The 23,256-nt window shown below is 70.4% G+C and carries 22 protein-coding genes and 2 tRNA genes; 15 read left to right on the forward strand and 9 right to left on the reverse strand.

What is annotated here, in order from left to right:
- Window positions 1–21: 21 nt before the first annotated feature.
- A complete protein-coding gene (locus AU195_RS17260) occupies window positions 22–1,224 on the reverse strand; it encodes an MFS transporter (RefSeq protein WP_172800617.1) in 1,203 nt (400 codons plus the stop codon).
- A gap of 225 nt (window positions 1,225–1,449) precedes the next feature.
- Between AU195_RS17260 and AU195_RS17265 the strand changes: the two genes are divergently transcribed.
- The 4 genes from AU195_RS17265 to AU195_RS17280 all read left to right on the forward strand — a co-directional run bounded on the left by AU195_RS17265 (window position 1,450) and on the right by AU195_RS17280 (window position 4,091).
- Window positions 1,450–2,235: a fumarylacetoacetate hydrolase family protein gene (locus AU195_RS17265; RefSeq protein ID WP_059160284.1), complete on the forward strand. Its 786-nt coding sequence runs from the start codon at window positions 1,450–1,452 to the stop codon at window positions 2,233–2,235.
- Window positions 2,236–2,240: 5 nt separating this feature from the next.
- Window positions 2,241–3,704 (forward strand): glutamate--tRNA ligase, encoded by a 1,464-nt coding sequence (gltX, locus tag AU195_RS17270; RefSeq protein ID WP_059160285.1) that lies wholly within the window; start codon window positions 2,241–2,243, stop codon window positions 3,702–3,704.
- 147 nt (window positions 3,705–3,851) lie between these two features.
- A tRNA-Gln gene (locus AU195_RS17275) sits at window positions 3,852–3,923 on the forward strand.
- A 95-nt stretch (window positions 3,924–4,018) separates the two neighbouring features.
- Window positions 4,019–4,091, forward strand: a tRNA-Glu gene (locus AU195_RS17280).
- Between the two features lie 130 nt (window positions 4,092–4,221).
- Here AU195_RS17280 and AU195_RS17285 read toward each other — a convergent pair.
- Window positions 4,222–4,923 (reverse strand): IclR family transcriptional regulator, encoded by a 702-nt coding sequence (locus AU195_RS17285; RefSeq protein WP_059160286.1) that lies wholly within the window; start codon window positions 4,921–4,923, stop codon window positions 4,222–4,224.
- A 76-nt stretch (window positions 4,924–4,999) separates the two neighbouring features.
- Here AU195_RS17285 and leuC point away from each other — a divergent pair, with 76 nt between their 5' ends.
- From leuC to AU195_RS17300, 3 genes are all read left to right on the forward strand, one after another.
- A complete protein-coding gene (gene leuC / locus AU195_RS17290) occupies window positions 5,000–6,445 on the forward strand; it encodes a 3-isopropylmalate dehydratase large subunit (protein ID WP_059160287.1) in 1,446 nt (481 codons plus the stop codon).
- Between the two features lie 13 nt (window positions 6,446–6,458).
- Window positions 6,459–7,052, forward strand: a complete 594-nt coding sequence (gene leuD, locus AU195_RS17295; RefSeq protein ID WP_059160288.1) for a 3-isopropylmalate dehydratase small subunit — start codon at window positions 6,459–6,461, stop codon at window positions 7,050–7,052.
- Between the two features lie 203 nt (window positions 7,053–7,255).
- Window positions 7,256–7,936, forward strand: coding sequence for an HU family DNA-binding protein (locus AU195_RS17300; protein WP_059160289.1), 681 nt, complete (start codon window positions 7,256–7,258; stop codon window positions 7,934–7,936).
- 57 nt (window positions 7,937–7,993) lie between these two features.
- Here AU195_RS17300 and mutT1 read toward each other — a convergent pair whose 3' ends face one another.
- Genes mutT1 through cofC form a run of 3 tightly spaced genes read right to left on the reverse strand, consistent with a single transcriptional unit; the run spans window position 7,994 to window position 11,873 of the window.
- Complete coding sequence (gene mutT1 / locus AU195_RS17305; protein ID WP_059160290.1) at window positions 7,994–8,935, reverse strand: 8-oxo-(d)GTP phosphatase MutT1; 942 nt, start codon at window positions 8,933–8,935, stop codon at window positions 7,994–7,996.
- Between the two features lie 56 nt (window positions 8,936–8,991).
- Window positions 8,992–11,163 carry an RNA degradosome polyphosphate kinase gene (locus tag AU195_RS17310; RefSeq protein ID WP_059160291.1) on the reverse strand — a complete coding sequence of 724 codons (2,172 nt, stop codon included), beginning with the start codon at window positions 11,161–11,163 and terminating at the stop codon, window positions 8,992–8,994.
- Window positions 11,164–11,216: 53 nt separating this feature from the next.
- Window positions 11,217–11,873 carry a 2-phospho-L-lactate guanylyltransferase gene (gene cofC, locus AU195_RS17315; RefSeq protein ID WP_059160292.1) on the reverse strand — a complete coding sequence of 219 codons (657 nt, stop codon included), beginning with the start codon at window positions 11,871–11,873 and terminating at the stop codon, window positions 11,217–11,219.
- A gap of 93 nt (window positions 11,874–11,966) precedes the next feature.
- On the opposite strand from cofC, the gene AU195_RS17320 reads away from it, so the two are divergent.
- Genes AU195_RS17320 through AU195_RS17330 form a run of 3 tightly spaced genes read left to right on the forward strand, consistent with a single transcriptional unit; the run spans window position 11,967 to window position 15,218 of the window.
- On the forward strand, window positions 11,967–12,947 hold the full coding sequence (locus AU195_RS17320; RefSeq protein WP_172800624.1) for an NAD(P)H-dependent glycerol-3-phosphate dehydrogenase: 981 nt from the start codon (window positions 11,967–11,969) through the stop codon (window positions 12,945–12,947).
- Between the two features lie 5 nt (window positions 12,948–12,952).
- Window positions 12,953–14,056, forward strand: a complete 1,104-nt coding sequence (locus tag AU195_RS17325; RefSeq protein WP_059160294.1) for a cystathionine gamma-lyase — start codon at window positions 12,953–12,955, stop codon at window positions 14,054–14,056.
- Between the two features lie 46 nt (window positions 14,057–14,102).
- Entirely contained in the window at window positions 14,103–15,218 is a 1,116-nt protein-coding gene (locus tag AU195_RS17330; protein WP_059160295.1) for a D-alanine--D-alanine ligase family protein, read from the forward strand.
- On the opposite strand, the gene AU195_RS17335 is transcribed toward AU195_RS17330, so the two are convergent.
- Complete coding sequence (locus AU195_RS17335) at window positions 15,215–15,748, reverse strand: DUF3515 domain-containing protein (RefSeq protein ID WP_059160296.1); 534 nt, start codon at window positions 15,746–15,748, stop codon at window positions 15,215–15,217. The two genes, AU195_RS17330 and AU195_RS17335, sit on opposite strands and share 4 nt — an antisense overlap.
- A gap of 64 nt (window positions 15,749–15,812) precedes the next feature.
- Window positions 15,813–16,040 carry an Lrp/AsnC ligand binding domain-containing protein gene (locus tag AU195_RS17340; RefSeq protein ID WP_059160435.1) on the reverse strand — a complete coding sequence of 76 codons (228 nt, stop codon included), beginning with the start codon at window positions 16,038–16,040 and terminating at the stop codon, window positions 15,813–15,815.
- A gap of 114 nt (window positions 16,041–16,154) precedes the next feature.
- On the opposite strand from AU195_RS17340, the gene AU195_RS17345 reads away from it, so the two are divergent.
- Together AU195_RS17345 and AU195_RS17350 are read left to right on the forward strand one after the other, a co-directional pair.
- On the forward strand, window positions 16,155–17,111 hold the full coding sequence (locus tag AU195_RS17345; RefSeq protein ID WP_059160297.1) for a thiamine-phosphate kinase: 957 nt from the start codon (window positions 16,155–16,157) through the stop codon (window positions 17,109–17,111).
- 28 nt (window positions 17,112–17,139) lie between these two features.
- A complete protein-coding gene (locus AU195_RS17350; RefSeq protein ID WP_059160298.1) occupies window positions 17,140–17,823 on the forward strand; it encodes a uracil-DNA glycosylase in 684 nt (227 codons plus the stop codon).
- Window positions 17,824–17,835: 12 nt separating this feature from the next.
- On the opposite strand, the gene AU195_RS25745 is transcribed toward AU195_RS17350, so the two are convergent.
- Both AU195_RS25745 and rpmB read right to left on the reverse strand, forming a co-directional pair.
- The gene (locus tag AU195_RS25745; RefSeq protein WP_157531164.1) at window positions 17,836–18,195 is read right to left on the reverse strand and encodes a hypothetical protein; all 360 of its coding nucleotides are present in this window, start codon (window positions 18,193–18,195) and stop codon (window positions 17,836–17,838) included.
- Between the two features lie 44 nt (window positions 18,196–18,239).
- Window positions 18,240–18,434 (reverse strand): 50S ribosomal protein L28, encoded by a 195-nt coding sequence (gene rpmB, locus AU195_RS25270; protein WP_011559334.1) that lies wholly within the window; start codon window positions 18,432–18,434, stop codon window positions 18,240–18,242.
- Window positions 18,435–18,656: 222 nt separating this feature from the next.
- Here rpmB and AU195_RS17360 point away from each other — a divergent pair, with 222 nt between their 5' ends.
- From AU195_RS17360 to AU195_RS17370, 3 genes are read left to right on the forward strand one after another with little or no spacing between them, the layout of a single operon-like run.
- Window positions 18,657–20,273, forward strand: coding sequence for a DAK2 domain-containing protein (locus AU195_RS17360; protein ID WP_059160300.1), 1,617 nt, complete (start codon window positions 18,657–18,659; stop codon window positions 20,271–20,273).
- A gap of 1 nt (window position 20,274) precedes the next feature.
- Complete coding sequence (gene recG, locus AU195_RS17365; RefSeq protein WP_059160301.1) at window positions 20,275–22,500, forward strand: ATP-dependent DNA helicase RecG; 2,226 nt, start codon at window positions 20,275–20,277, stop codon at window positions 22,498–22,500.
- Window positions 22,497–23,207, forward strand: a complete 711-nt coding sequence (locus AU195_RS17370) for an HNH endonuclease family protein (protein ID WP_059160302.1) — start codon at window positions 22,497–22,499, stop codon at window positions 23,205–23,207. Before recG ends, AU195_RS17370 begins: the two co-directional genes overlap by 4 nt.
- The last annotated feature ends 49 nt before the right edge of the window (window positions 23,208–23,256 follow it).

Consider the following 23,256-nt stretch of genomic DNA (forward strand, 5'->3'; position numbering starts at 1 on the left):
GTCGTCAACCTAGCGCACCCGTCACGTGCGGTGGTGAACCTCTTCGGTGTCCGGTCCGACGGGCACGAGCGGCAGTGCGAACAGCGGCAGCACCGCCAGCAGCGCGAACGACACCGGGTAGCCGAACACCCCGATCAGCCCGCCGAACACCGGGGCGGACGCGGCCGACGCCAGATGCTGACTGGTGTTCTGCGCGCCCAGGGCCCGTCCGCTCCAGAAGGGCCCCGCGATCTCGGCGATGGCAGTGAACGCCAAACCGTTGTCCGACACCGTGATCACCGAGGCGACCACCATCAGCGCGACGCTCAGCGGCGACTCCAACGCGTCGGTCAGCGCGACCAGGGCCATCACCGCCGCGGCCGCACAGGCGATCCAGCGGATCGGGCGCAGCCGGTCGCCGACCCGGTCGGACAGGTAGCCCGCGCCGATCCGGCCGCCCGCGCCCAGCACCTGGGCGAGGGTCACCAGCGCACCCGCCGGCGCCGCCGACCATCCCCGCTCCGACATCAACCACACCAGCGTGAACGTCCACACCACCGCCTGCGGCACGACGAGCAGCACCGAGACGGCGTGGATCCGCCACAGGACCGCGCCACCCCGGTACGGGTTGGCGAGGACTTCGGCCGCCGCCTCCGCGCGCGGCGGCCGCGGTGGGTCGAGCACGCCGACGAGACACAGGACCGCCGCCGCCGCGCAGACGATCGCCGGGAACAGCAGTGCCGCCGCGACGCCGTGGTCCTGGGCGACCCGCGGGATCACCAACGCGCCGAGGCCGACGCCGAGCGGAATCGACGCCTGCCTGATCCCCATCACGAGTCCGCGCTGCTGCGGCGCGAACCATCCGACCACCAGGCGGCCACTGGCCGAGTTGCTGCCCGCCGCGGCCATCCCTCCGAGGAACAGCAGTGCGCCCACGGCCGGAAGCGAATCGACCGCGGCCGCGGCGAACGCGGCGGCCGCCGTCAGTGCCGAACCCACCGTCAGCACGAAACGTTCGCCGACCCGGTCGACGACGTAACCCCACGCGATCAGGGTGACGACCATGCCGAAACTCGGCATCGACGCCATCAGCCCCGCCAGCGCGAGGTCGAGGCCGCGCTCGGCATGCAGGGTCGGAATCAGGAATGCGGCACCGTAGATGAAGACGTTGGCGCACATCGTCGCGGCGACCCCCAGCGCCAGCATCGACCAGCGGCGCGCCGTGCCGATCTCCGGTGGGGTCATCCGTCCATGGTGGCACGCCCATCCCAGATGTTTGAACTGGCATCTCATATTATGGACACCACGAGGGCGGTCCGTACGGTGTCGGGTGTGACCAGCCGATCTTGCTCGGCGTGGGTCTGCTCGACCGCGACGTGCCGCCGGTGTCGGCGTCGCCGCCCCACTCCACCCCGTTCCTGCGGACGGCGCTTGCCGGGGGTGCGGGCGGCTGACACTAGGCTGGCAGCCATGCGCCTTGGTCGAATCGCCAGCCCCGACGGGGTCGCCTTCGTCAGCGTTGAGGGCACCCCCGACGATCCCGCCGCGGTCGTCAAGGAGATCGCCGAACATCCCTTCGGCACGCCCACCTTCACCGGGCGGTCGTGGCCGCTGGCCGACGTCCGGCTGTTGGCGCCCATCCTGGCCAGCAAGGTGGTGTGCATCGGGAAGAACTACGCCGCGCACATCGAGGAGATGGGCGGCGGACACTTCCCCGATCCGGTGATCTTCCTCAAACCGAACACCTCCATCATCGGTCCCAACATCCCGATCCAATTGCCGGCCAACGCCAATCCCGTGCACTTCGAGGGGGAACTGGCCGTCGTCATCGGGCGACCGTGCAAAGACGTCCCCGCCGCGCGGGCAGCCGAGAACATCCTCGGCTACACGATCGCCAACGACGTGTCCGCGCGAGATCAGCAGCAGCAGGACGGACAGTGGACGCGCGCCAAGGGGCACGACACGTTCTGTCCGGTGGGCCCGTGGATCGTCACCGACGTCGACCCGTCGGATCTCGAACTGCGCACCGAGGTCAACGGCGAGACCCGTCAGCTCACCAGGACGTCGATGATGCTGCACGACGTCGGGGCGATCGTGGAGTGGATCTCGGCTGTGATGACCCTGCTTCCCGGAGATCTCATTCTCACCGGCACCCCGGAAGGGGTATCCCCGATCGACGACGGCGACACCGTCTCGGTCACCGTCGAGAACATCGGAACTCTCACCAATCCCGTTGTGCGAAAAGGAAAACGATGAGCGATATGGGCGTCCGCGTCCGATTCTGTCCCTCGCCGACGGGCACCCCGCATGTCGGCCTGATCCGCACCGCGCTGTTCAACTGGGCGTACGCCCGGCACACCGGCGGCACGTTCGTGTTCCGCATCGAGGACACCGATTCCGCGCGCGACAGCGAGGAGAGCTACCTGGCGATCCTCGATGCGCTGAGCTGGCTCGGCCTGGACTACGACGAAGGGCCCGAGGTCGGCGGGCCCTACGCGCCGTACCGGCAGTCTCAGCGGCGGGACGTCTACCGCGACGTGATCACCCGTCTGGTCGAGGCGGGGGAGGCCTACGAGGCCTTCTCGACCGCTGAGGAGGTGGAGGCGCGCCACCTCGCCGCGGGGCGCAATCCGAAACTGGGCTACGACAACTTCGACCGCGACCTCACCGACGAGCAGCGGGCCGCCCACCGCGCCGAGGGCCGCAATCCGGTGATCCGCCTGCGGATGCCCGAACACGACGTCACCTGGCGGGATCTGGTGCGCGGGGAGACCACGTTCGGGGCGGGGACCATCCCCGACTTCGCGCTCACCCGCGGTAACGGTGAACCGCTCTACACGCTGGTCAACCCGGTCGACGACGCGCTGATGAAGATCACCCACGTGCTGCGGGGCGAGGATCTGCTGCCGTCCACGCCCCGTCAGATCGCGTTGTACGAGGCGCTGATCCGCATCGGTGTGGCCGACGGGGTGCCGGAGTTCGCCCATCTGCCGAGCGTGCTCGGCGACGGCAACAAGAAGCTGTCCAAACGGGATCCGCAGTCGAACCTGTTCCTGCACCGCGACCGGGGATTCATCCCGGAGGGTCTGCTCAACTATCTGGCGCTGCTCGGATGGGGTATCGCCGACGACCGCGACGTGTTCAGCCTCGACGAGATGGTGGCCGCCTTCGACGTCGCCGACGTGAACTCCAATCCGGCGAGGTTCGACCAGAAGAAGGCCGATGCGCTCAACGCCGAGCACATCCGGATGCTGTCCGAGGACGAGTTCACCGCCCGCCTGAAGGCGTATTTCGCCGTCCACGGACACGACACCGGTCTCGACGACGCCCAGTTCGCCGAGGCCGCCCGGCTGGTGCAGACCCGCATCGTCGTGCTCGGCGATGCGTGGGATCTGCTGAAGTTCCTCGACGAGGCTGCCTTCGTCCTCAACGAGAAGGCGGCGGGCAAGGAACTCAAGGCTGACGCGGTACAGGTGCTCGACGCCGCGCTCGCCGGACTCGAGGGTGTCGGGCAGTGGACGACCGCCGCGATCGAGGAGGCGCTCAAGAAGGCGCTGCTGGACGATCTCGGGCTCAAGCCGCGCAAGGCGTTCGGGCCGATCCGCGTCGCCGCCACGGGAGCCTCTGTCAGCCCACCGCTGTTCGAGTCGCTGGAGTTGCTGGGCCGTGATCGCAGCCTCGCCCGCCTGCGGGCCGGGCGCGAGCGTGCGGCCGCCGCCGGCTAGCTCCCGGGGTGGGTCCGGGGCAGGCGTGGCGAAAGCACCCCGAAATCTTTGGTAGTGTGCACGTCGGCGCCGGAACGATGCGCGGGGGCGATCCTCGCCGCGCAAGCGCTCCGAAAATGCTCGTGACCAGCGGTGATGAGCAGCCAATGGGGTATGGTGTAATTGGCAACACAGCTGATTCTGGTTCAGCCATTCTAGGTTCGAGTCCTGGTACCCCAGCTGGTTCGGCGGTCTGCGCGAAGAGCCCGACAGGCTCTGCAGGCGATTAGGTCAGCGTTGTTCGGCTGAGCTATGCTGACCAACCGAAAGTTCTAGCCCCCGTCGTCTAGCGGCCTAGGACGCCGCCCTCTCACGGCGGTAGCGTGGGTTCGAATCCCATCGGGGGTACAAGATCACGGCGCCCGGCTCTTCGGAGTCGGGCGCCGTCGTCGTTCCGGGCTGTTCATTCGCCGAGATCTACGTCACGGTCGTCCTCGACGGGTCGATGACCGCCCTGGTGTCGATCTCGCGAGCGGTCCTACAGCCGGCGGGTGAGTGCGTCGGCGGCGGCCAGCAGATCGGCGGCCCACCGCGCGCCCGGGCGGCGACCCATCCGGTCGATCGGACCGGACACCGAGATGGCCGCCACCACGGCCCCCTTGCCGTCGCGCACCGGCGCGGACACGCTGGCCACCCCGGGCTCGCGTTCGGCGGCGCTCTGGGCCCATCCACGCTTGCGCACCTCGGCCAGCGTGCGTTCGGTGAACATCGCGTCGGGCAGCACCGCCTGCTGGGTGGCGGCGTCGGCGAAGGCCAGCAGCACCTTGGCGCCCGAACCCGCCGTCATCGGCAGCCGGGTGCCGACGGGCACCGTATCCCGCAGTCCCGCGGGCGGTTCCAACGCCGCGATGCAGATCCGCGCGGTGCCCTCACGCCGGTATAGCTGCACGCTCTCCCCGGTGATCTCGCGGAGTCGAGGCAGGATCACCGCTCCGGCCGCCAGCAGCGGGTCGTTGACCTGGCCGGCCAGCTCGGTCAGCGCAGGGCCGAGCCGCCACCGCCCGTCGGCGTCGCGGGCCAGCAGCCGGTGGGTTTCCAGGCCCGCGGCCAACCGGTGCGCCGTCGCCCTGGGCAACCCCGTGCGCTCGCACAGTTCCGCCAGGGCACAGGGCGACTCCGCCACGGTGTGCAGTACGCCCACGGCTTTGTCCAGCACGCCGATGCCGCTATCCTGTCTCACAGGGAGATACTATCGTCCCGCAATATGAGATTGCCAGCGCTACGTCGCAGGCCGCGTATCGAGAATCGAGAAGGTAATGGCACAGCCCGCCACACCGCGCACCATGGCCGAGAAGGTGTGGGCCGACCACGTCGTCGCCCACGGCACCGGCGAGGGTGCCGCACGTGAACCGGATCTCATCTACATCGACCTGCACCTCGTCCACGAGGTGACCAGCCCGCAGGCGTTCGACGGTCTGCGCCTGGCGAACCGGCCGGTGCGGCGGCCGGACCTCACCATCGCCACCGAGGACCACAACGTGCCGACGGTCGACATCGACAAGCCGATCGCCGACCCGGTCTCGCGCACCCAGGTGGAGACGTTGCGGCGCAACTGCGCCGAGTTCGGGATCCGTCTGCATCCGATGGGCGACGCCGAACAGGGCATCGTGCACATCATCGGCCCGCAGCTCGGGCTCACCCAGCCGGGGATGACCGTCGTCTGCGGTGACAGCCACACCTCGACGCACGGCGCGTTCGGCGCCCTGGCGATGGGCATCGGCACCTCCGAGGTGGAACACGTGCTGGCGACGCAGACGCTGCCGCTGCGGCCGTTCAAGACGATGGCGGTCAACGTCGACGGGGAACTCCCACCCGGGGTGAGCGCCAAGGACATCATCCTGGCCGTCATCGCCAAGATCGGCACCGGCGGCGGTCAGGGCCACGTCATCGAATACCGCGGCAGCGCCATCGAATCGCTGTCGATGGAAGGCCGGATGACGATCTGCAACATGAGCATCGAGGCCGGTGCGCGCGCGGGCATGGTGGCCCCCGACGACGTCACCTTCGAATTCCTGCGCGGCCGCCCGCACGCGCCCACCGGCGCCGACTGGGATGCGGCCGTGGAGGCGTGGCGGCAGCTGCGCACCGATCCCGGCGCCGAATTCGACACCGAGGTCTACCTGGATGCCGCCGAACTGAGCCCGTTCGTCACCTGGGGCACCAACCCCGGGCAGGGTGTGCCGCTGTCCGGGGCGGTGCCCGACCCGGAGCTGATCGTCGACGAGGGTGAGCGGCAGGCGGCGGAAAAGGCGTTGACCTACATGGGTCTTGAGGCCGGCACCGCGATGCGTGACGTCGCGGTCGACACCGTGTTCGTCGGATCGTGCACCAACGGCCGCATCGAGGATCTGCGCGTGGTCGCCGACGTCCTGCGCGGTCGCAGCGTCGCCGACGGGGTCCGGATGCTCGTGGTGCCCGGTTCGATGCGGGTCCGCGCGCAGGCCGAAACCGAAGGGCTCGACCGGATCTTCACCGAGGCCGGGGCCGAGTGGCGGCAGGCGGGCTGCTCGATGTGCCTGGGCATGAATCCCGATCAGCTCTCCCCGGGGCAGCGCTGCGCGTCGACGTCCAACCGCAACTTCGAGGGGCGCCAGGGCAAAGGCGGGCGGACACATCTGGTGTCCCCGGCCGTGGCCGCCGCCACCGCCGTCCGCGGCACCCTGTCATCCCCCGCGGACCTGTCCGCCGTCCCCGCTCGCTGAAGGAGAACTCGCCATGGAAGCCTTTCGCACCCACACCGGGATCGGCGTCCCCCTGCGTCGGTCGAACGTCGACACCGACCAGATCATCCCCGCGGTCTACCTGAAGCGGGTCACCAGAACCGGTTTCGAGGACGGTCTGTTCGCCGCGTGGCGCAACGACCCTTCGTTCGTGCTCAACCTGCCGCCGTTCGACAGGGGTTCGGTTCTGGTCGCGGGACCGGATTTCGGGACCGGTTCCTCGCGCGAGCACGCGGTGTGGGCGCTGATGGACTACGGCTTCCGGGTCGTCATCTCGTCGCGGTTCGCCGACATCTTCCGCGGGAATGCGGGTAAGGCCGGCCTCCTGGCCGCCGAGGTCGATCAAAATGACGTTGAACTGTTGTGGAAGCTGATCGAGCAGAATCCGGGACTGGAAATCACTGTCAATCTTCAAGATCGGAACATCATCGCCGGAACGGTCATGGTGCCGTTCAAGATTGACGACTACACGGCCTGGCGGCTGCTCGAGGGACTCGACGATATAGGCCTTACGCTGCGGAAACAGGCCGAGATCGAGGACTACGAGCGGCACCGGCCGAGCTGGAAACCGCGCACCTTGCCGGCCTGATCCGGGGCTCCGGCCGACCCGAAATCGCCGCCTCCGCACCCATTTCCCGGTGCCCCGGCAGGACCTCAAGGGGGCCAACCGGATTGCCGAAAAGTTCGCCAACGCCCGCCGAAATTGCGCGTGGCTCTTGGAAATCAGTGGTCAGTGGGTTTACCGTGTCCACTAGTCGGTCCAAGAAGGACCACTGGTCTCGGAGGTTTTGCATGAACAAAGCGGAGCTTATCGACGCACTGACAACCAAAATGGGCACCGATCGTCGGCAAGCCACCGCCGCGGTCGAGAACGTCGTGGACACCATCGTGCGTGCGGTGCACAAGGGCGACAGCGTGACCATCACCGGTTTCGGCGTCTTCGAACAGCGCCGGCGCGCAGCGCGCGTCGCACGCAACCCCCGCACGGGTGAGACGGTGAAGGTCAAGCCGACCTCGGTGCCCGCGTTCCGGCCGGGTGCTCAATTCAAGGCGATCGTCTCCGGCACACAGAAGCTCGCGTCCGAAGGTCCCGCCGTCAAGCGCGGTGTGACTGCCGGGCCGGCGAAGCGTACCGCGAAGAAGGCGCCCGCCAAGAAGACCGCAGCGAAGAAGACGACGGCCGCCGCCAAGAAGACGGCGCCGGCGAAGAAGTCGACCGCCGCGGCGAAGAAGACGGCACCGGCCAAGAAGACCGCGGCGAAGAAGACGACGACGGCCGCCGCCAAGAAGTCGGCGCCGGCGAAGAAGTCGACCGCCGCGGCGAAGAAGACGGCACCGGCCAAGAAGGCTGCGACCAAGGCACCGGCCAAGAAGGCCGCCGCCAAGGCTCCCGCCAAGAAGACCACCGCCGCCAAGAAGACGGCCAGCAAGGCTCCGGCCCGTAAGGCGCCGGCCAAGAAGGGCCGCAAGTAATCCCTCGCAGAGCGCCGAACCGCCGCGGGTCGTGACGATCCGCGGCGGTTCCGGCGTCTATCTGAGGGCCAGCGGGCTGCCGATGTGGTCGGCGGCGACCAGTCGCCCTGCCGCCAACGACAGTACCCACGTACTGCCCTTGCGGTTACGGGACTTGTCGGGCCGGACCCCGTCGTGGTCACACCACCACTCGATCAGGTCGGGAATCACCTTGCCCTGCGAGCAGATCACCGGTGTGTGCCCCGCCTCGCCCGCCTCGGCGGCGATCTCCAGGACGCGCCGCCGCGCCGCCTTCTTGTCCTCGGCGTAGGCCTCTTCGGTGAGCGCCGGTTCCGGGTGCACCGTCTCACCGAGTTCCTGGGCCAGCGGCTCGATCGTCTGCTCGCAACGGATCCGGTCGGCCGCGTGAAGCCGGTCGGCCCCGAACGCCAGGAGCTGACCGACCAACGACTCGGCCTGTGCGCGGCCGTGCTTGTCCAGCGGTCGCTTGCGATCGTCGCCGCGGTAGCGCGACTTGCTCCCCGCCGTCGCATGCCGCACGACGAGCACCGTCCGGGTGTCCGGCGGCACCTTCGTGAACCGGCGCAGCACTTTCCGATCGTGGGGGTAACCCAGCCGGGTGATCGCCTCCCGAACGGGCAGCCAGACCATTTCGTCGACCTCGTCGTTGGGGGAGAAGGCGCCGTCGACGGCGCGGGCCGCCCAGTAGCGGACCTTCTTGACGCCCTCCTCGAGGGGATAGCTCACCGAGGCCAGCCGCCTGCCGAGGACGCACGAGTAGCCGGTCTCCTCCTGCACCTCACGTACGGCGGTCACCGGTTCGGTCTCCCCGGGGTCGACCTTGCCCTTGGGCAGTGACCAGTCGTCGTAGCGAGGACGGTGGATGACGGCGACTTCCGGCGAGGACCCGTCCCCGCCGGGCCGCCACAGCACCGCACCCGCCGCCAGCACGGATTTGGCAGGCGAGGCAACGGCATTCGACGTCTTCGTCTTGGACAACTCAACTCCTGCAGGTCATCGCGGGCCCGCGGGGGTGCCCAATGTCACGCGGCACGTCACGGGTGGCGATGACGCTGCTGCAGCGACACCTGGTGGTCGCGCACGGTCTCACCCTCGCGCGGCGACGCCGACCAGTGCCCGTCGGCGCCGAGTTCCCAGCAGCGGGTCGCCGGGTCCATCGCCGACTCGAAGACGTCGTTGAGTTGTGCGGTCAGCCGGGGGTCCTTCACCTGAGCCATCACCTCGACGCGACGGTCGAGGTTGCGGTGCATCATGTCCGCGCTGCCGATCCAATACTCGTCGATGGCCCGGAAGTGGATCACCCGCGAATGCTCCAGGAACCGGCCCAGGATCGACCGGACCGCGATGTTGTCCGAGAAGCCCGTAACACCGGGTCGCAGCGCGCAGATACCGCGCACCACCACCTCGACCTGCACCCCGGCCTGCGATGCGCGGTAGAGCGCGTCGATGACCTGTTCGTCGACCAACGCGTTGGCCTTGAGGCGGATCCGGCCCTCGGCGCCGTCGCGGGCGGCGGCCACCTCCCGCTCGATGCGCTCGACGATGCCGCGGCGAACCCCGTGCGGCGCCACCAGCAGGTTGCGGTAGGCGACCTTGCGGGAGTACCCGGTCAGCGAATTGAACAGGTCGGTCAGATCGGCGCCGATGTCCGGTGCGGCGGTGAGCAACCCGACGTCCTCGTACAGGCGGGCGGTCTTCGGGTTGTAGTTGCCGGTCCCGATGTGGCAGTAGCGCCGGATCATCGACCCTTCGCGGCGCACGACGAGCGCTGTCTTGCAGTGGGTCTTGAGCCCGATCAACCCATACACCACGTGGACGCCTGCCTGTTCCAGCGCGCGTGCCCACTTGATGTTGGCCTGTTCGTCGAAGCGCGCCTTGATCTCGACGAGCGCCACCACCTGCTTACCGGCCTCGGCGGCGTCGATGAGCGCGTTGACGATCGGGGAGTCGCCCGAGGTGCGGTACAGCGTCTGCTTGATGGCGAGCACGTTCGGATCGGCCGCGGCCTGTTCGATGAACCGCTGCACCGTGGTGGAGAACGAATCGTAGGGATGGTGCACCAGCACGTCGCCGTCGCGCAGCGTGGCGAAGATGCTCTTCGGCGTCTCCCGCTCACCGAAAGCCGGTGGGGTGGCGGGTACGAACGGCCGGTCCTTGAGCGCGGGCCGGTCGACGGCGTAGATCTGCCACAGTGCGGAGAGGTCGAGCAGCCCCGGCACCTCGACGACATCGCTCGGGTTCACGTCGAGTTCGCGCAACAGCAGTTCGAGCATGCTCTCGGTCATGTCGTCGGAGACCTCGAGGCGCACCGGCGAACCGAACCGCCGGCGGGCGAGTTCGCGCTCCAACGCCTGCAGCAGGTCCTCGTCGCGGTCCTCCTCCACCTCGAAGTCGGCGTTGCGGGTGATCCGGAAGGCGTGGTGCTCGACGATCTCGAGGCCGGGGAACAGCACCGGCAGGAACGCGGCGATCAGTTCCTCCATCGGAAGGAATCGCACCACCTCGCCGCTCTCACCGCGCACCCCGAGCCGGACGAACCGGTCGACGTTGTCGGGCACCTTGATTCGCGCGAAGTGCTGTCCGCCGTCCTCGGGCTGGCGCACGGTGATCGCCAGGTTCAGCGACAGGCCGCTGACGAACGGGAACGGGTGGGCCGGGTCGACGGCCAGCGGGGTGAGCACCGGGAAGACCTGTTCGTGGAAGTACGTCGACAGCTGCGCGCGTTCGGCCTCGTCGAGTTCGGACCAGGTGACGATGACGATGCCCTCGTCGGCCAGGGCGGGGCGCACCGCGTCGAGGAACACCCGCGCGTGGCGCGACGCGATCTGCTGGGTGCGCTCACTGATCCTGCGCAACTGCTCACGCGGCGACAGCCCGTCGGCCGACCGCACCGACAACCCCATCTCGTCGCGGCGCTTGAGGCCGGCGACGCGCACCATGTAGAACTCGTCGAGGTTGGACGCGAAGATCGCGAGGAATTTCGCCCGTTCGAGCAGGGGCAGGCTCGGATCGGCGGCCAGCGCCAGCACCCGCGCGTTGAAGTCGAGCCAGCTCAGTTCGCGGTTGAGGTAGCGGTCCTCGGGCAGGGCGTTGTCGATCGCGGGCGACGTCGCCGCCGGCGGTGCCTCCGGGGTGGAATCTCCCGGCGCCCGGTCGGTGCTCTCTGTGGTGCCCTCCGCGCGGATCGCGGCCTCGGCTTCGGTCATGGCCCGATCCTCCCCTATGTCGCTGCCGTCCTGCCACCGCGTACGCGAGTTGTTCACCTTTGGGCCCCGACCGCGCGCGCGGTCTGCGTGCCGACACCGAGGCGGCGGGCCGCCAGCAGATCGTCGGGGGTGTCGATGTCATAGCGCAGACCCGGCCAGGAGCCGGTCAGCTCGACCGCACCCGAACGACGGTGCTGCTCCGCGGAATCGGGACCGAACCGGGGATCCAGCGGGACGCCGAACGCGAACAGCGCCGACGTGCCGGTGCCGTGCCGGTCGCCGACGAAGCTGCGGGGCCGTGCCCGCGCGGCGGCGATCGCCTCGCTCAGCTCGCGAGCCCGCAGCGCAGGCAGATCACCCTGCAACGCAACGACATTCGGGGTCACCGTGCGGACGACGGCCTCGGCGGCGCGCAGCGCGTTGTTGAGCGGGTCGGGGTGGCCGGCCGGGGTCGGATCGTCGAGCACCTGCGCGCCGAGCGCGCGGGCGGCGTCCGCGGCGGCGGGATCGGGAGTGACGACGGTGACCGACGCGACCGCTGCGGCCGCGGCGACGGTGTCGACGAGCATCGCCAGCACCACCGTCTCGCGATCGCCGGGGGCGAAGATCGGCGCCAGCCTGGTCTTGGCGGCGGCGAGGCGTTTGACGGCGACGACCACCGCCACGTCGGTGTCGGACGCGGCGGCGCCGTTGCTTGTCGTGCCGCGCATGGCGCCATCCTGCCAGCACCGCGGTTGTCCGGCCGACGCCGTCGGGCCCCGCCGGCTGCGCGCTAGGGTGAACGCGTGGTGACGGCGGCGGTGATGGGTTCCGGTGCGTGGGGCACGGCGCTGGCCAAAGTCCTCGCCGACGCGGGGAACTCGGTGACCTTGTGGGCCAGGCGGCCCGAGGTCGCCGCGGAGATCAACGAGACCCACCGCAACAGCGGTTACCTCCCCGAGGTGGACCTGCCCACCACGATCCACGCCACCGCGGACGCGGCCGAGGCCCTCGCCGGGGCGTGCACGGTGGTGCTCGGTGTGCCTGCGCAGAGCCTGCGGAGCAACCTCGAGCAGTGGAAGGGCCTGATCGACGACGACGCCACGCTCGTGAGCCTCGCCAAGGGCATCGAACTCGACACGCTCATGCGGATGAGCCAGGTGATCGTCCAGGTCACCGGCGCGGACCCAGCCCGTGTCGCGGTGGTGACCGGGCCGAACCTCGCCAGCGAGATCGCCGACGAACAGCCCGCCGCCACCGTCGTCGCGTGCAGCGACAGCGGGCGCGCGGTAGCCCTTCAGCGCGCGCTGGCCACCGGTTATCTACGGCCCTACACCAACGCCGACGTGGTCGGCGCCGAGATCGGCGGCGCGTGCAAGAACGTGATCGCGCTGGCCTGCGGGATGGCCGTCGGCGTCGGACTGGGGGAGAACACGGTCGCGGCGATCATCACCCGCGGCCTGGCCGAGATCATGCGGCTCGGGATCGCGCTGGGCGCCAAACCGGCGACGTTGGCCGGCCTGGCCGGCGTCGGTGACCTCGTCGCGACCTGCACCTCGACGCAGTCGCGCAACCGCACCTTCGGCGAACGGTTGGGCCGGGGCGGCACCATGGAGTCGGCGCTGCGCGCCGCGGGCGGACACGTGGCCGAGGGCGTCACCTCATGCCGGTCGGTGCTGGCGCTGGCCGCCAGCTACGACGTCGAGATGCCGCTCACCGATGCGGTGCACCGCGTCTGCCACAAGGGGTTCTCCGTGGACGAAGCAGTCGTGCTGCTGCTCGGGCGCAGCACCAAACCGGAGTAGCGCAGATGGAAGGCGTCTACGGCGACTCCACGCGAAGCGTCAAAGCCGTTGGCGCCGAGGCGGTTGCGGGCCAGCCCGTGGCCACCCCGCCGGTTCCGGTCTCGGCGTACCATCTGTCGCCGGACGAAGCGCAGCCGTTGGACACCTACGGGCGCAGCTCCAACCCGACCTGGCGGCGGCTCGAGGCGGCGCTGGCCGAGCTCGAAGGCGCCTCCGCCGCACTGGCCTTCGGATCCGGCATGGCAGCCATCACCTCCGCGCTGCGGGTGCTGACCGGCCCGGGCAAACGGCTGGTCGTCCCTGCCGACGGCTACTACCAGGTACGTCGATACGCTTCGGAATACCTTGCGCCGCTGGGCGTCTCGGTTGTCGAAGTGGGGGCGGCCGAGATGTGTGCGGCGGCGGTGGACGCGGATGTGGTGCTGGCCGAGACACCCGCGAACCCGGGGCTCGAGGTGGTCGATCTGCACCGGCTGGCGATGACGTGCCGGCGGCGCGGGGCCACCCTGATCGTCGACAACACCACCGCCACCCCACTCGGCCAGCAACCGCTGTCGCTGGGCGCCGATCTGGTGGTGGCCAGCGCAACCAAGGCGCTCTCGGGGCACAGCGATCTGATCGCCGGCTACGTGGCGGGCAGCCATCCCGAGATGATGGCCGCGCTGGAGAGCGACCGACTGCTGGCCGGCCCGATCCTCGGACCGTTCGAGGCGTGGCTGGTGCTCCGCAGCCTCGGCAGCGCCGGACTGCGGTTCGAACGGCAGTGCCAGAACGCGCTGGCGGTGGCCATGCTCCTGCGCAACCATCCCGCCGTGCGGGGTGTGCGTTATCCCGGACTGCCCGAGGACCCCGCGCACGAGGTGGCGACGCGTCAGATGAGGCGGTTCGGCGGGCTGGTGTCGGTGGAACTCGCCGACGCGGCGGCCGTGCACGCGCTCGTCGAGCGCAGCGCCCTGCTGGTCGCCTCGACCAGCTTCGGCGGCATCCACACCTCCATCGACCGGCGCGCCCGGTGGGGCGACCCGGTGCCCGACGGCTTCGCCCGGTTGTCGATGGGCATCGAGGACACCGACGACCTGATCGCCGACCTCGGCGCCGCGCTCGGTTGATATCGAATCGTCCCCGTGGTGGCCGGGACGGTAGCCTCTGCAGACTGTGATCGCCCGCAACCAGCGCACCCGCGTTGCCGTCGTCTACGGCGGGCGCAGTTCCGAACACGCCATCTCCTGCGTTTCCGCAGGCAGCATCCTGCGCAATCTCGACCCCGAACGCTTCGACGTGGTCCCGGTCGGGATCACTCCCGGCGGGTCCTGGGTGCTCACCGACGGCAGGCCGGAGACCCTGGCCATCGCCGACGGGCAGCTGCCCGAGGTGAGCGCCGCATCCGGGACGGCCCTGGCGCTGCCCGCCGACCCGGGCCGTCGCGGTGAGTTGGTGTCGCTGAGCCCTGCCCAGGCGGGCGAGGTCCTCGCCGCGGTCGACGTGGTGTTCCCGGTGCTGCACGGCCCCTACGGCGAGGACGGCACCATCCAGGGTCTGCTGGAACTCGCCGGGGTGCCCTACGTCGGTGCGGGTGTCCTGGCCAGCGCCGCGGGCATGGACAAGGAGTTCACGAAGAAGCTGCTGATCGCCGAGGGTCTCCCGGTCGGCGACCACGTGGTGCTGCGTCCCGGACGTGCGGACATGACGCTCGACGAACGCGAACGCCTCGGTCTGCCGGTGTTCGTCAAACCCGCCCGCGGCGGCTCCTCGATCGGGGTCAGCCGGGTGGCGGACTGGGCGGAGCTGCCCGCAGCGATCGACCTGGCCCGCAGGCACGATCCCAAGGTCATCGTCGAGGCCGCAGTGCCCGGCCGGGAGATCGAGTGCGGCGTGCTGGAGTATCCCGACGGCCGGCTCGAGGCCAGCACGGTCGGGGAGATCCGGGTGGCCGGGGTGCGTGGCCGCGAGGACGGTTTCTACGACTTCGCCACCAAGTATCTCGACGACGGCGCCGAACTGGACGTGCCCGCGAAGATCGAGGACGACGTGGCCGACGAGATCCGCCACCTCGCCATCCGGTCCTTCCGCGCGATCGACTGTCAGGGGCTGGCGCGGGTCGACTTCTTCCTCACCGACGACGGACCGGTGATCAACGAGATCAACACCATGCCGGGCTTCACCACGATCTCGATGTATCCGCGGATGTGGGCGGCCAGCGGCGTGGACTACCCGACGCTACTCGCCGCGATGGTGGACACGGCGGTGGCCCGCGGAACCGGTCTGCGCTAACGCGGCGGCCCGGGGGCGATGGGCTCGGCCGGCATCGTGTCGGTCAGCACCCGGGAGATGAGCTGGATGGGCGTCGGGCCAGAATCCTGCGGCAGCGTCAGCGCCACGTACACCGGGCGGTCCACGGCGTACCAGGTGCTGCGGGTCTGCTGACTCTCCGGCCTGCTGCCCGGCGCGGCCTCTTCCCCGACGCGGAACCACTGCACGGCGTCGACCATCTGGATCGGCGCCCCGACCACGAAATCGACCGGACGGTCCAGCCCGCAGCGCAGGATGATCGCCTCGGTGTCCGGGCCGGCCTGCCACGCCGCGGTGCCGGCCGGGGTGGGTTCCGCCGTCGGCGCGCGGCGGAAGTCGCCGAGCACCTCGGGGAGTGCGCCCAACAGGGCCGCACACTCCGGGCTGTCGGCGCGGGGTGCGGGGACCGCCGCGATCGGCACCGGCTGCTGCTGCGGGCGGCCCTGCCGCACGGCCGCGATACCGAGCACCACCACCAACGCCGCGACGGCCACCACGATCGCCGCGATCATCAGGGCGCGGGGTGGGCCGTCTCGCGGCGCTCGTTGCGGATCTGCGGGGGTCACCCCGACAAGCCTATGGGTGCGCGCCGTTCGCGATCGGGCAGGTCAGAGTCCGGGTGATCCCGTCGACTCCCTGAACGCTCGGGACGACGGCCGACCGTAGATCGTCGAGGCTGTCGGCGCCGATCCGGACCACCACGTCGTAGGGTCCGGTGACGTATTCCGCGGTCTGCACACCGGGCAGCTCGGCCAACCGTGCCGCCACGACCTCGGCGCGGCCGACCTCGGTCTGGATCAGCATGAAAGCCTCGACCACCGGTGTTCGCCTCCGTCCCGCCCCATAGACTCCGGGGACCAAACGTACCGCAGGTGGAGCCGGTGCTGCGCGTCGTGACGGCCGCCGGGTGGAGGTGACATGGCGCCGTTCGACCCGACCGCGAGCATGGCGGACGTCGGTGAGTTCGCGGTGATCGATGCGCTGGTGCGGGGGCGGCGGTTGCCGCCGTCGATCACGCTGGGACCCGGTGACGACGCCGCCATGGTGACGTTCGCGGACGGCCGGACGGTGGTGTCGACCGACATGCTGGTTCAAGACAGGCACTTCCGGCTCGAATGGTCGACGCCGTACGACGTCGGGCGCAAGGCGATCGCGCAGAACGCCGCCGACGTGGAGGCGATGGGCGCGACGGCGACCGCGTTCGTCGTCGCGTTCGGCGCGCCCGCAGACACCCCGGCCGGTTCGGCGGTGCGCCTCAGCGACGGTATGTGGGACGAGGCGGCCGCGATGGGTGCGGGCATCGCCGGTGGCGACCTGGTCCGCGCCCCGCAGTGGGTGATCTCGGTGACGGTGCTGGGTGACCTCGCCGGCCGGGCGCCCGTGCGCAGGGACGGTGCCCGTCCGGGTCACATCGTCGCGGTGACGGGGGAGCTCGGTCGGTCGGCCGCTGGATATGAGTTGTGGCACAAGGGAATCGACGAGTTCAGTGAGCTGCGCCGTCGGCACCTCGTGCCCGCGCCGCCCTACGGTCAGGGCCGCGCCGCGGCGGATGCAGGCGCGACGGCGATGACCGACGTCTCCGACGGGCTGCTGGCCGATCTCGGGCACATCGCGGACGCATCGGGATGCCGGATCGACGTGGACCGGGCGGCGTTGCGCGCACCCCCAGACGCGGTGGCCGGCGCCGCGGCGGTCGTGGGCGGCGACCCGTGGGCGTTCGTGCTCGGCGGCGGGGAGGACCACGCGCTGGCCGCGGCCTTCCCCGGCCCGCCGCCGGACGGGTGGCGGACGGTCGGGCGGGTGGTCGCAGGCCCGACCGGCGTACTGGTCGACGGCGGCACGTGGACCGGAAACCGGGGATGGCAGTCGTTTTGACGAACCCCGCACGCTAGGTTGGCTTTTCGTGACTGCACGCGCGCTCTCCGAACTCGTCGACCAGGGCTGGGCGCACGCGCTCGAACCCGTGCGTGAGCAGGTGGCCCGGATGGGGGAGTTCCTGCGCGCCGAACTCGCCGCCGGCCACCGCTACCTGCCCGCCGGCGCCAACGTGCTGCGGGCGTTCTCGTTCCCGTTCGACCAGGTCCGGGTGCTCATCGTGGGTCAGGATCCCTACCCGACGCCCGGGCACGCGGTCGGCCTGAGCTTCTCGGTGGACCCGGAGGTCCGTCCACTGCCGCGCAGCCTGGCCAACATCTTCACCGAATACACCGCCGACCTGGGCCACCCGCAGCCGAGTAACGGCGACCTCACCCCGTGGGCGGAGCGTGGTGTGCTGCTGCTCAACAGGGTACTGACGGTGCGTCCCGGCACCCCCGCGTCGCACCGCGGCAAGGGCTGGGAGGCGGTCACCGAATGCGCGATCAGGGCCCTCGTCGCCAGGGACACGCCGATGGTGGCGGTGCTGTGGGGTCGTGATGCGGCGACTCTCAAACCGATGCTGACGGGCGAGGCGTGTGTGGCGATCGAGTCACCGCACCCCTCGCCGCTGTCGGCGTCACGCGGGTTCTTCGGGTCGCGGCCGTTCAGCCGGGCGAACGAGTTGTTGACGGAGCTGGGTGCCGAACCGATCGACTGGCGGTTGCCTTAGCGGCAGTGGAGATCAGGGGATCGCGGGGATCGGCGGCGGCGAGGGGATCGCCGGGGGCGACGGAATGGCCGGGATCGCCGGTGGGGCCGGGATCGCCGGGGGTGCGGGGATTTCGACGGTGCCGTCACCGTCGGTCGTGCCGGGCGGCACCTCGGGCGCCACGGTGCCCGTCGCGGGCGGCGTCGTCTCGGCCGGGGGGCTGACCGTCACCGACGTCGTCTCCGTGGACGTCTCGGTGGTGGTCGTCGTGGTCGTGGACGTGGTCTCCCCGCCCTCGCTCGAATCGCCGCCGCATGCGGTCGCGAACGCGCCGACGGCGACGACCGCCGCGGTGGCGAACAGGACAGACCTACTCTTCTCGCGCAAGGACATGCCGCGGGGCTACCCGGACGGCGCCGGGCTCAACCGTGGGCAGGTCAGCCGCGAGCGACCTTGCCCGCCTTGAGGCAGGAGGTGCACACGTTGACGCGCTTCTTGTTGCCGCCCGGATGGGAAACGGCGCGCACGGTCTGGATGTTCGGATTCCACCGACGGCTGGTCCGGCGATGGGAGTGCGACACCGACTTGCCGAAGCCGGGGCCCTTTCCGCAGACATCGCACACGGCAGCCATATCTAGAACTCCTTGGATCAGTACGTGGGGGTCCGGGTCCCTGGGCCGCGGCGAGCGCGGAACGACCCGACAACCTGATCAGGATACCGGCCGGGCGGGTGATCGCCAAAACCGCCCGCGGTGCCTCCGCGGCAGCCGTCCACAGGACGCCTCGGCGCGGCAGCGATGTCCGGGGAGGTCGATAGGCTGGCGCGCACGACCGGGGTGAGGGCAGGAGGTGAGATGGCGGCTGGGCGACTCGACGCGACGGTGCTGCGCGGCTGGGCCCACGCCGCGGTCGAGGACCTGATAGCCCACACCGACGAGATCAACGGGCTCAACGTCTTCCCGGTTCCCGACGCCGACACCGGCACCAACATGCTGTTCACCATGCGTTCGGCCTGGTCGCAGGCCCAGGGCTGCGACGGCGACGTCGCCGAGGTGGCGGCCGCGCTCGCGGAGGGGGCGCTGCACGGCGCCCGCGGCAACTCCGGTGTGATCCTGTCGCAGATCCTGCGCGGTGTCGCCGAGGTCACCGCCGGCGCCGCGGCCCGCCGGGGCGGTTCGCTGCCGGAGGTCGACGGTGCGCTGTTCGCCTCCGCCCTGCGCCACGGCGTCGACCTCGTCGAGGCCGCACTGGACACCAGGCCGGGCACCATCGTGTCGGTCCTCGCGGCGGCGGCCGAGGCCGCCGGCAACGCGGCGCCCGGGTTGCCCGACGCGGTGGCCGCGGCTGCCGACGCCGCGGCGATCGCCCTCGACGAGACCCCCGGGCAACTGGACGTCCTCGCCGAGGCCGGTGTCGTCGACGCGGGCGGTCGCGGTCTGCTGGTGCTGCTCGACGCCCTGGCCCGCGCCCTGACCGGTCGTACCCCGCGGCGCCAGGCCTACCGGCCGGCGACGCAACCGGCCCGCGAGGCCGCGGGCGCCACCCCGCAGTTCGAGGTCATGTACCTGCTGGGCGGGTGCGGGTCCGACGGGGTCGAGGTGCTGCGCCGCCGGCTCGAGGGTCTCGGTGACTCCATCGTGATCGCGGCGGCAGGCGCTTCCGGCGCTCCCGGGCAGTACTCGGTGCACGTCCATTCCGACGATGCCGGCGCCGCCGTCGAGGCCGGTCTGGCCGTCGGCGTCCCCAGCCGGATCCAGATCACCGCGCTGGCCGGTGCGACCACCGCCCGCCCGCAGGGCACCTGGACCCGCGAACGCGCGGTGCTCGCCGTCGTCGACGGATCCGGCGCGGCCGAATTGTTCGCCGGTGAGGGTGCGCACGTCCTGCGGCCCGAACCCGATTCGCAGGTCACCGCCAAACAGCTGCTGCGCGGCCTCGTCGACACCGGGGCCGGGCAGGTCATGGTGCTGCCGAACGGCTACGTGGCCGCCGAGGAACTCGTCGCCGGGTGCACCGCCGCGATGGGCCGGGGCATCGACGTCGTGCCGGTACCGGCCGGGTCGATGGTGCAGGGACTGGCGGCGCTGGCCGTCCACGATCCCGCGCGGCACGCCGTCGACGACGGCTACACCATGGCCCGCGCCGGCGCGTCCGCACGGCACGGCGCCGTCCGCGTCGCCACGGAGGAGGCGCTCACCTGGGCGGGCGCCTGCAACCCGGGCGACGGCCTCGGCATCTCCGGTGACGAGGTGCTCATCGTCGGCCCCGACGTGGCCGCGGCGGCCGCCGGGCTGATCGACCTGCTGCTGCTGGCCGGCGGCGAACTGGTCACGGTCCTCACCGGCGAGGGGGTCGACGGCGCGGTGGGCGACGCGCTGCGCGAGCACGTCCACCGGCGCCACCTCGGCACCGAATTGGTCACTTATCACACCGGCCACCGCGGCGATGCGCTGCTGATCGGGGTCGAGTGAGATGGTCGCCCTGACCGACCGGCTGGACTTCGTCATCGGCGGCAAGTCCGCGGCGGCGCTGGAGGAGCACTTCGGCATCCGCACCGTCAACGATCTGCTGCGCCACTATCCGCGCAAGTACAGCGACGGGATGAGCGTGCGGGGCGAGGGGGAGACGCTCGACCTCGAGGAGGGCGAGCACGTCACCTTCGTCGACGTCATCACCGACGCCAAGCCGGGGCAGATGAAACCGCTGCCGGGTAAGCGGCCCCGAAAGTATCTGCGGGTCACACTCGGCAGCCGCAAACCCGCGGTGACCGCGACCTTCTTCAACGCCGACTGGATGATCGACAAACTGCCCGTCGGCACCCGGCTGATGCTCTCCGGTGAGGTGAAGTACTTCCGTAACACCCTGCAGCTGACGCACCCGGCGTTCTTGGTCCTCGAATCCCCCGCGGGTAAGACGATCGGCACCAAATCGCTCAAGACCATCGCGGCGTCGTCGGGCGCCACCGGTGACGATCTGCTCGCCGCATTCGAGCGGGACTTCTTCCCGATCTACCCGGCCAGCGCCAAGGTGCAGAGCTGGGACATCTACGCCTGTGTGCGGCAGGTCCTCGACGTGCTGGACCCGGTAGAAGAGCCCCTGCCGGAAACCGTTGTGCGCGAACGCGGTCTGATCGCCGAGGACGCCGCACTGCGCGCGATCCACCTCGCCGAGAACGAACTCGAGCGGGACCGGGCCAGGGACCGGCTGACGTTCGACGAAGCCGTGGGCCTGCAATGGGGGCTGGTGTCGCGGCGCTACGGGGAACTGACCGAGGCAGGCCCCCCGGCGCCCCTGCGGGAGGACGGTCTGGTCGCCGGGATGCCGGAGCGTCTGCCCTTCGAGCTCACCAACGGTCAGCGCGAGGTGCTCGCCGTGCTGGCCACCGAACTGGCCGGGACCCGCCCGATGAACCGCATGCTGCAGGGCGAGGTGGGCTCCGGTAAGACGGTGATCGCCGTGCTGGCCATGTTGCAGATGGTCGACGCCGGCTACCAGTGCGCCATGCTCGCGCCCACCGAAGTGCTTGCCGCGCAACATGACCGCTCGATCCGTCAGATCCTCGGCCCGCTGGGGATGGCCGGTCAGCTCGGCGGCGCGGAGTCTGCGACCCGGGTCGCGCTGCTGACCGGGTCGATGACCCCGCAGCAGAAGCGGCAGGTGCGCAACGACGTGGCCACCGGGCAGGCCGGGATCGTGATCGGCACCCACGCGCTGCTGCAGGACGCCGTCGAATTCGACAACCTCGGCATGGTGGTGGTCGACGAACAACACCGGTTCGGTGTCGAACAGCGGGACCGGTTGCGGGCCAAGGCTCGTGGCGGCGTCACACCGCACCTGTTGGTGATGACCGCGACCCCGATACCGCGCACGGTGGCGCTGACCGTCTACGGGGATCTGGAGACCTCGACACTGCGGGAGCTGCCGCGCGGCCGCCAGCCCATCACCACCAACACGATCTTCGTCACCCAGCACCCGACATGGCTGGACCGGGCGTGGGCCCGCATCGTCGAGGAGGTCCGCGACGGCAGGCAGGCCTACGTGGTGGCCTCGCGCATCGACGAGACCGACATACCGCAGGGCAACGAGCAGGGCCCGCCACCGGTGACCGTCGTCGCGCTCTACGACACGCTGCGCGCCGGGCCGCTGGCCGGTCTGCGCGTCGGATTGATGCACGGACGGCTCTCCGGGGACGAGAAGGACGCGGTGATGACGGCCTTCCGGGCCGGCGAGATCGACGTGCTGGTCTGCACGACGGTCATCGAGGTCGGTGTCGACGTGCCGAACGCCACGATGATGGTGGTCATGGACGCCGACCGGTTCGGCATCAGCCAGCTCCACCAACTCCGTGGCCGGATCGGCCGCGGCAGCCACCCGAGCCTGTGCCTGCTGGCCACCCGGTTGCCGGAGACCTCGAAAGCGGGGGCACGGCTCACGGCGGTCGCGGGCACGCTCGACGGGTTCGCGCTCGCCGACCTCGATCTGCGTGAGCGCAGGGAAGGTGACGTGCTGGGGCTGCACCAGTCGGGGAACGTGAACTCGCTGCGCTTCCTGTCGCTGTCCGAACACCTCGAGGTGATCGTCGCGGCGCGTGAGCTCTGCGAAACGCTCTACGAGAAGTCGCCCGACCACCCCGGGATGGCCACGCTCGCCGCACCGTTCACCGACACCGACCGCGTCGAGTACCTGGAGAAGTCGTGAGCCGTCCGCGGACACTGTGGGTGGTGCTCGCCGCGGTGCTCGCGGTGCTCGTCGCCTATCAGACCGTGTCGTCGACGGCGGAGCGCTCAGCGCAGTTCGTCGCCGACGCCGACGTGCCCACCGTCGCACCGGGTGTCGACGTCCTCGCCGGCGTGGCGACGGTGCCGGCACGGATCCGCGGCCACGACTACCGGCGGGCCGCGTTCGGTGACGCGTGGACCGACGACAACAGCGCGCCCGGTGGCCGCAACGGCTGCGACACCCGCAACGACATCCTCGACCGCGACCTCGTGGAGAAGACGTACGTCTCGATCAGCCGATGCCCCACGGCCGTGGCCACCGGAGTCCTGCACGACCCCTACACCAACGTCGTCATCTCGTTCACCCGCGGCAACCAGACCGGTGCGGCCGTGCAGATCGAGCACATCGTCCCGCTGGCGTACGCCTGGGACCAGGGTGCGCGCAACTGGACCGACGAGATGCGGGTGCGGTTCGCCAACGACCCGGCCAATCTCCTTGCGGTGCAAGGGGAGGTGAACCAGGACAAGGGTGACCAGGAGCCGGCGCGCTGGATGCCGCCCAACGCGGCCTTCCACTGCCAGTACGCGGTGCAGTTCATCGCGGTGCTGCGCGGCTACGGGCTACCGGTCGACGCGCCCTCGGTGCCCGCGCTGCGGCGGGCCGCCGACACCTGCCCGAGCGGGTGAGGTACTACTGCGGGTAGTAACGAGCAACAAGGAGGTGCGAGGCCTCAAC

This window comes from Mycobacterium sp. IS-1496 (assembly GCF_001499995.1).
Taxonomy (GTDB): Bacteria; Actinomycetota; Actinomycetes; order Mycobacteriales; family Mycobacteriaceae; genus Mycobacterium.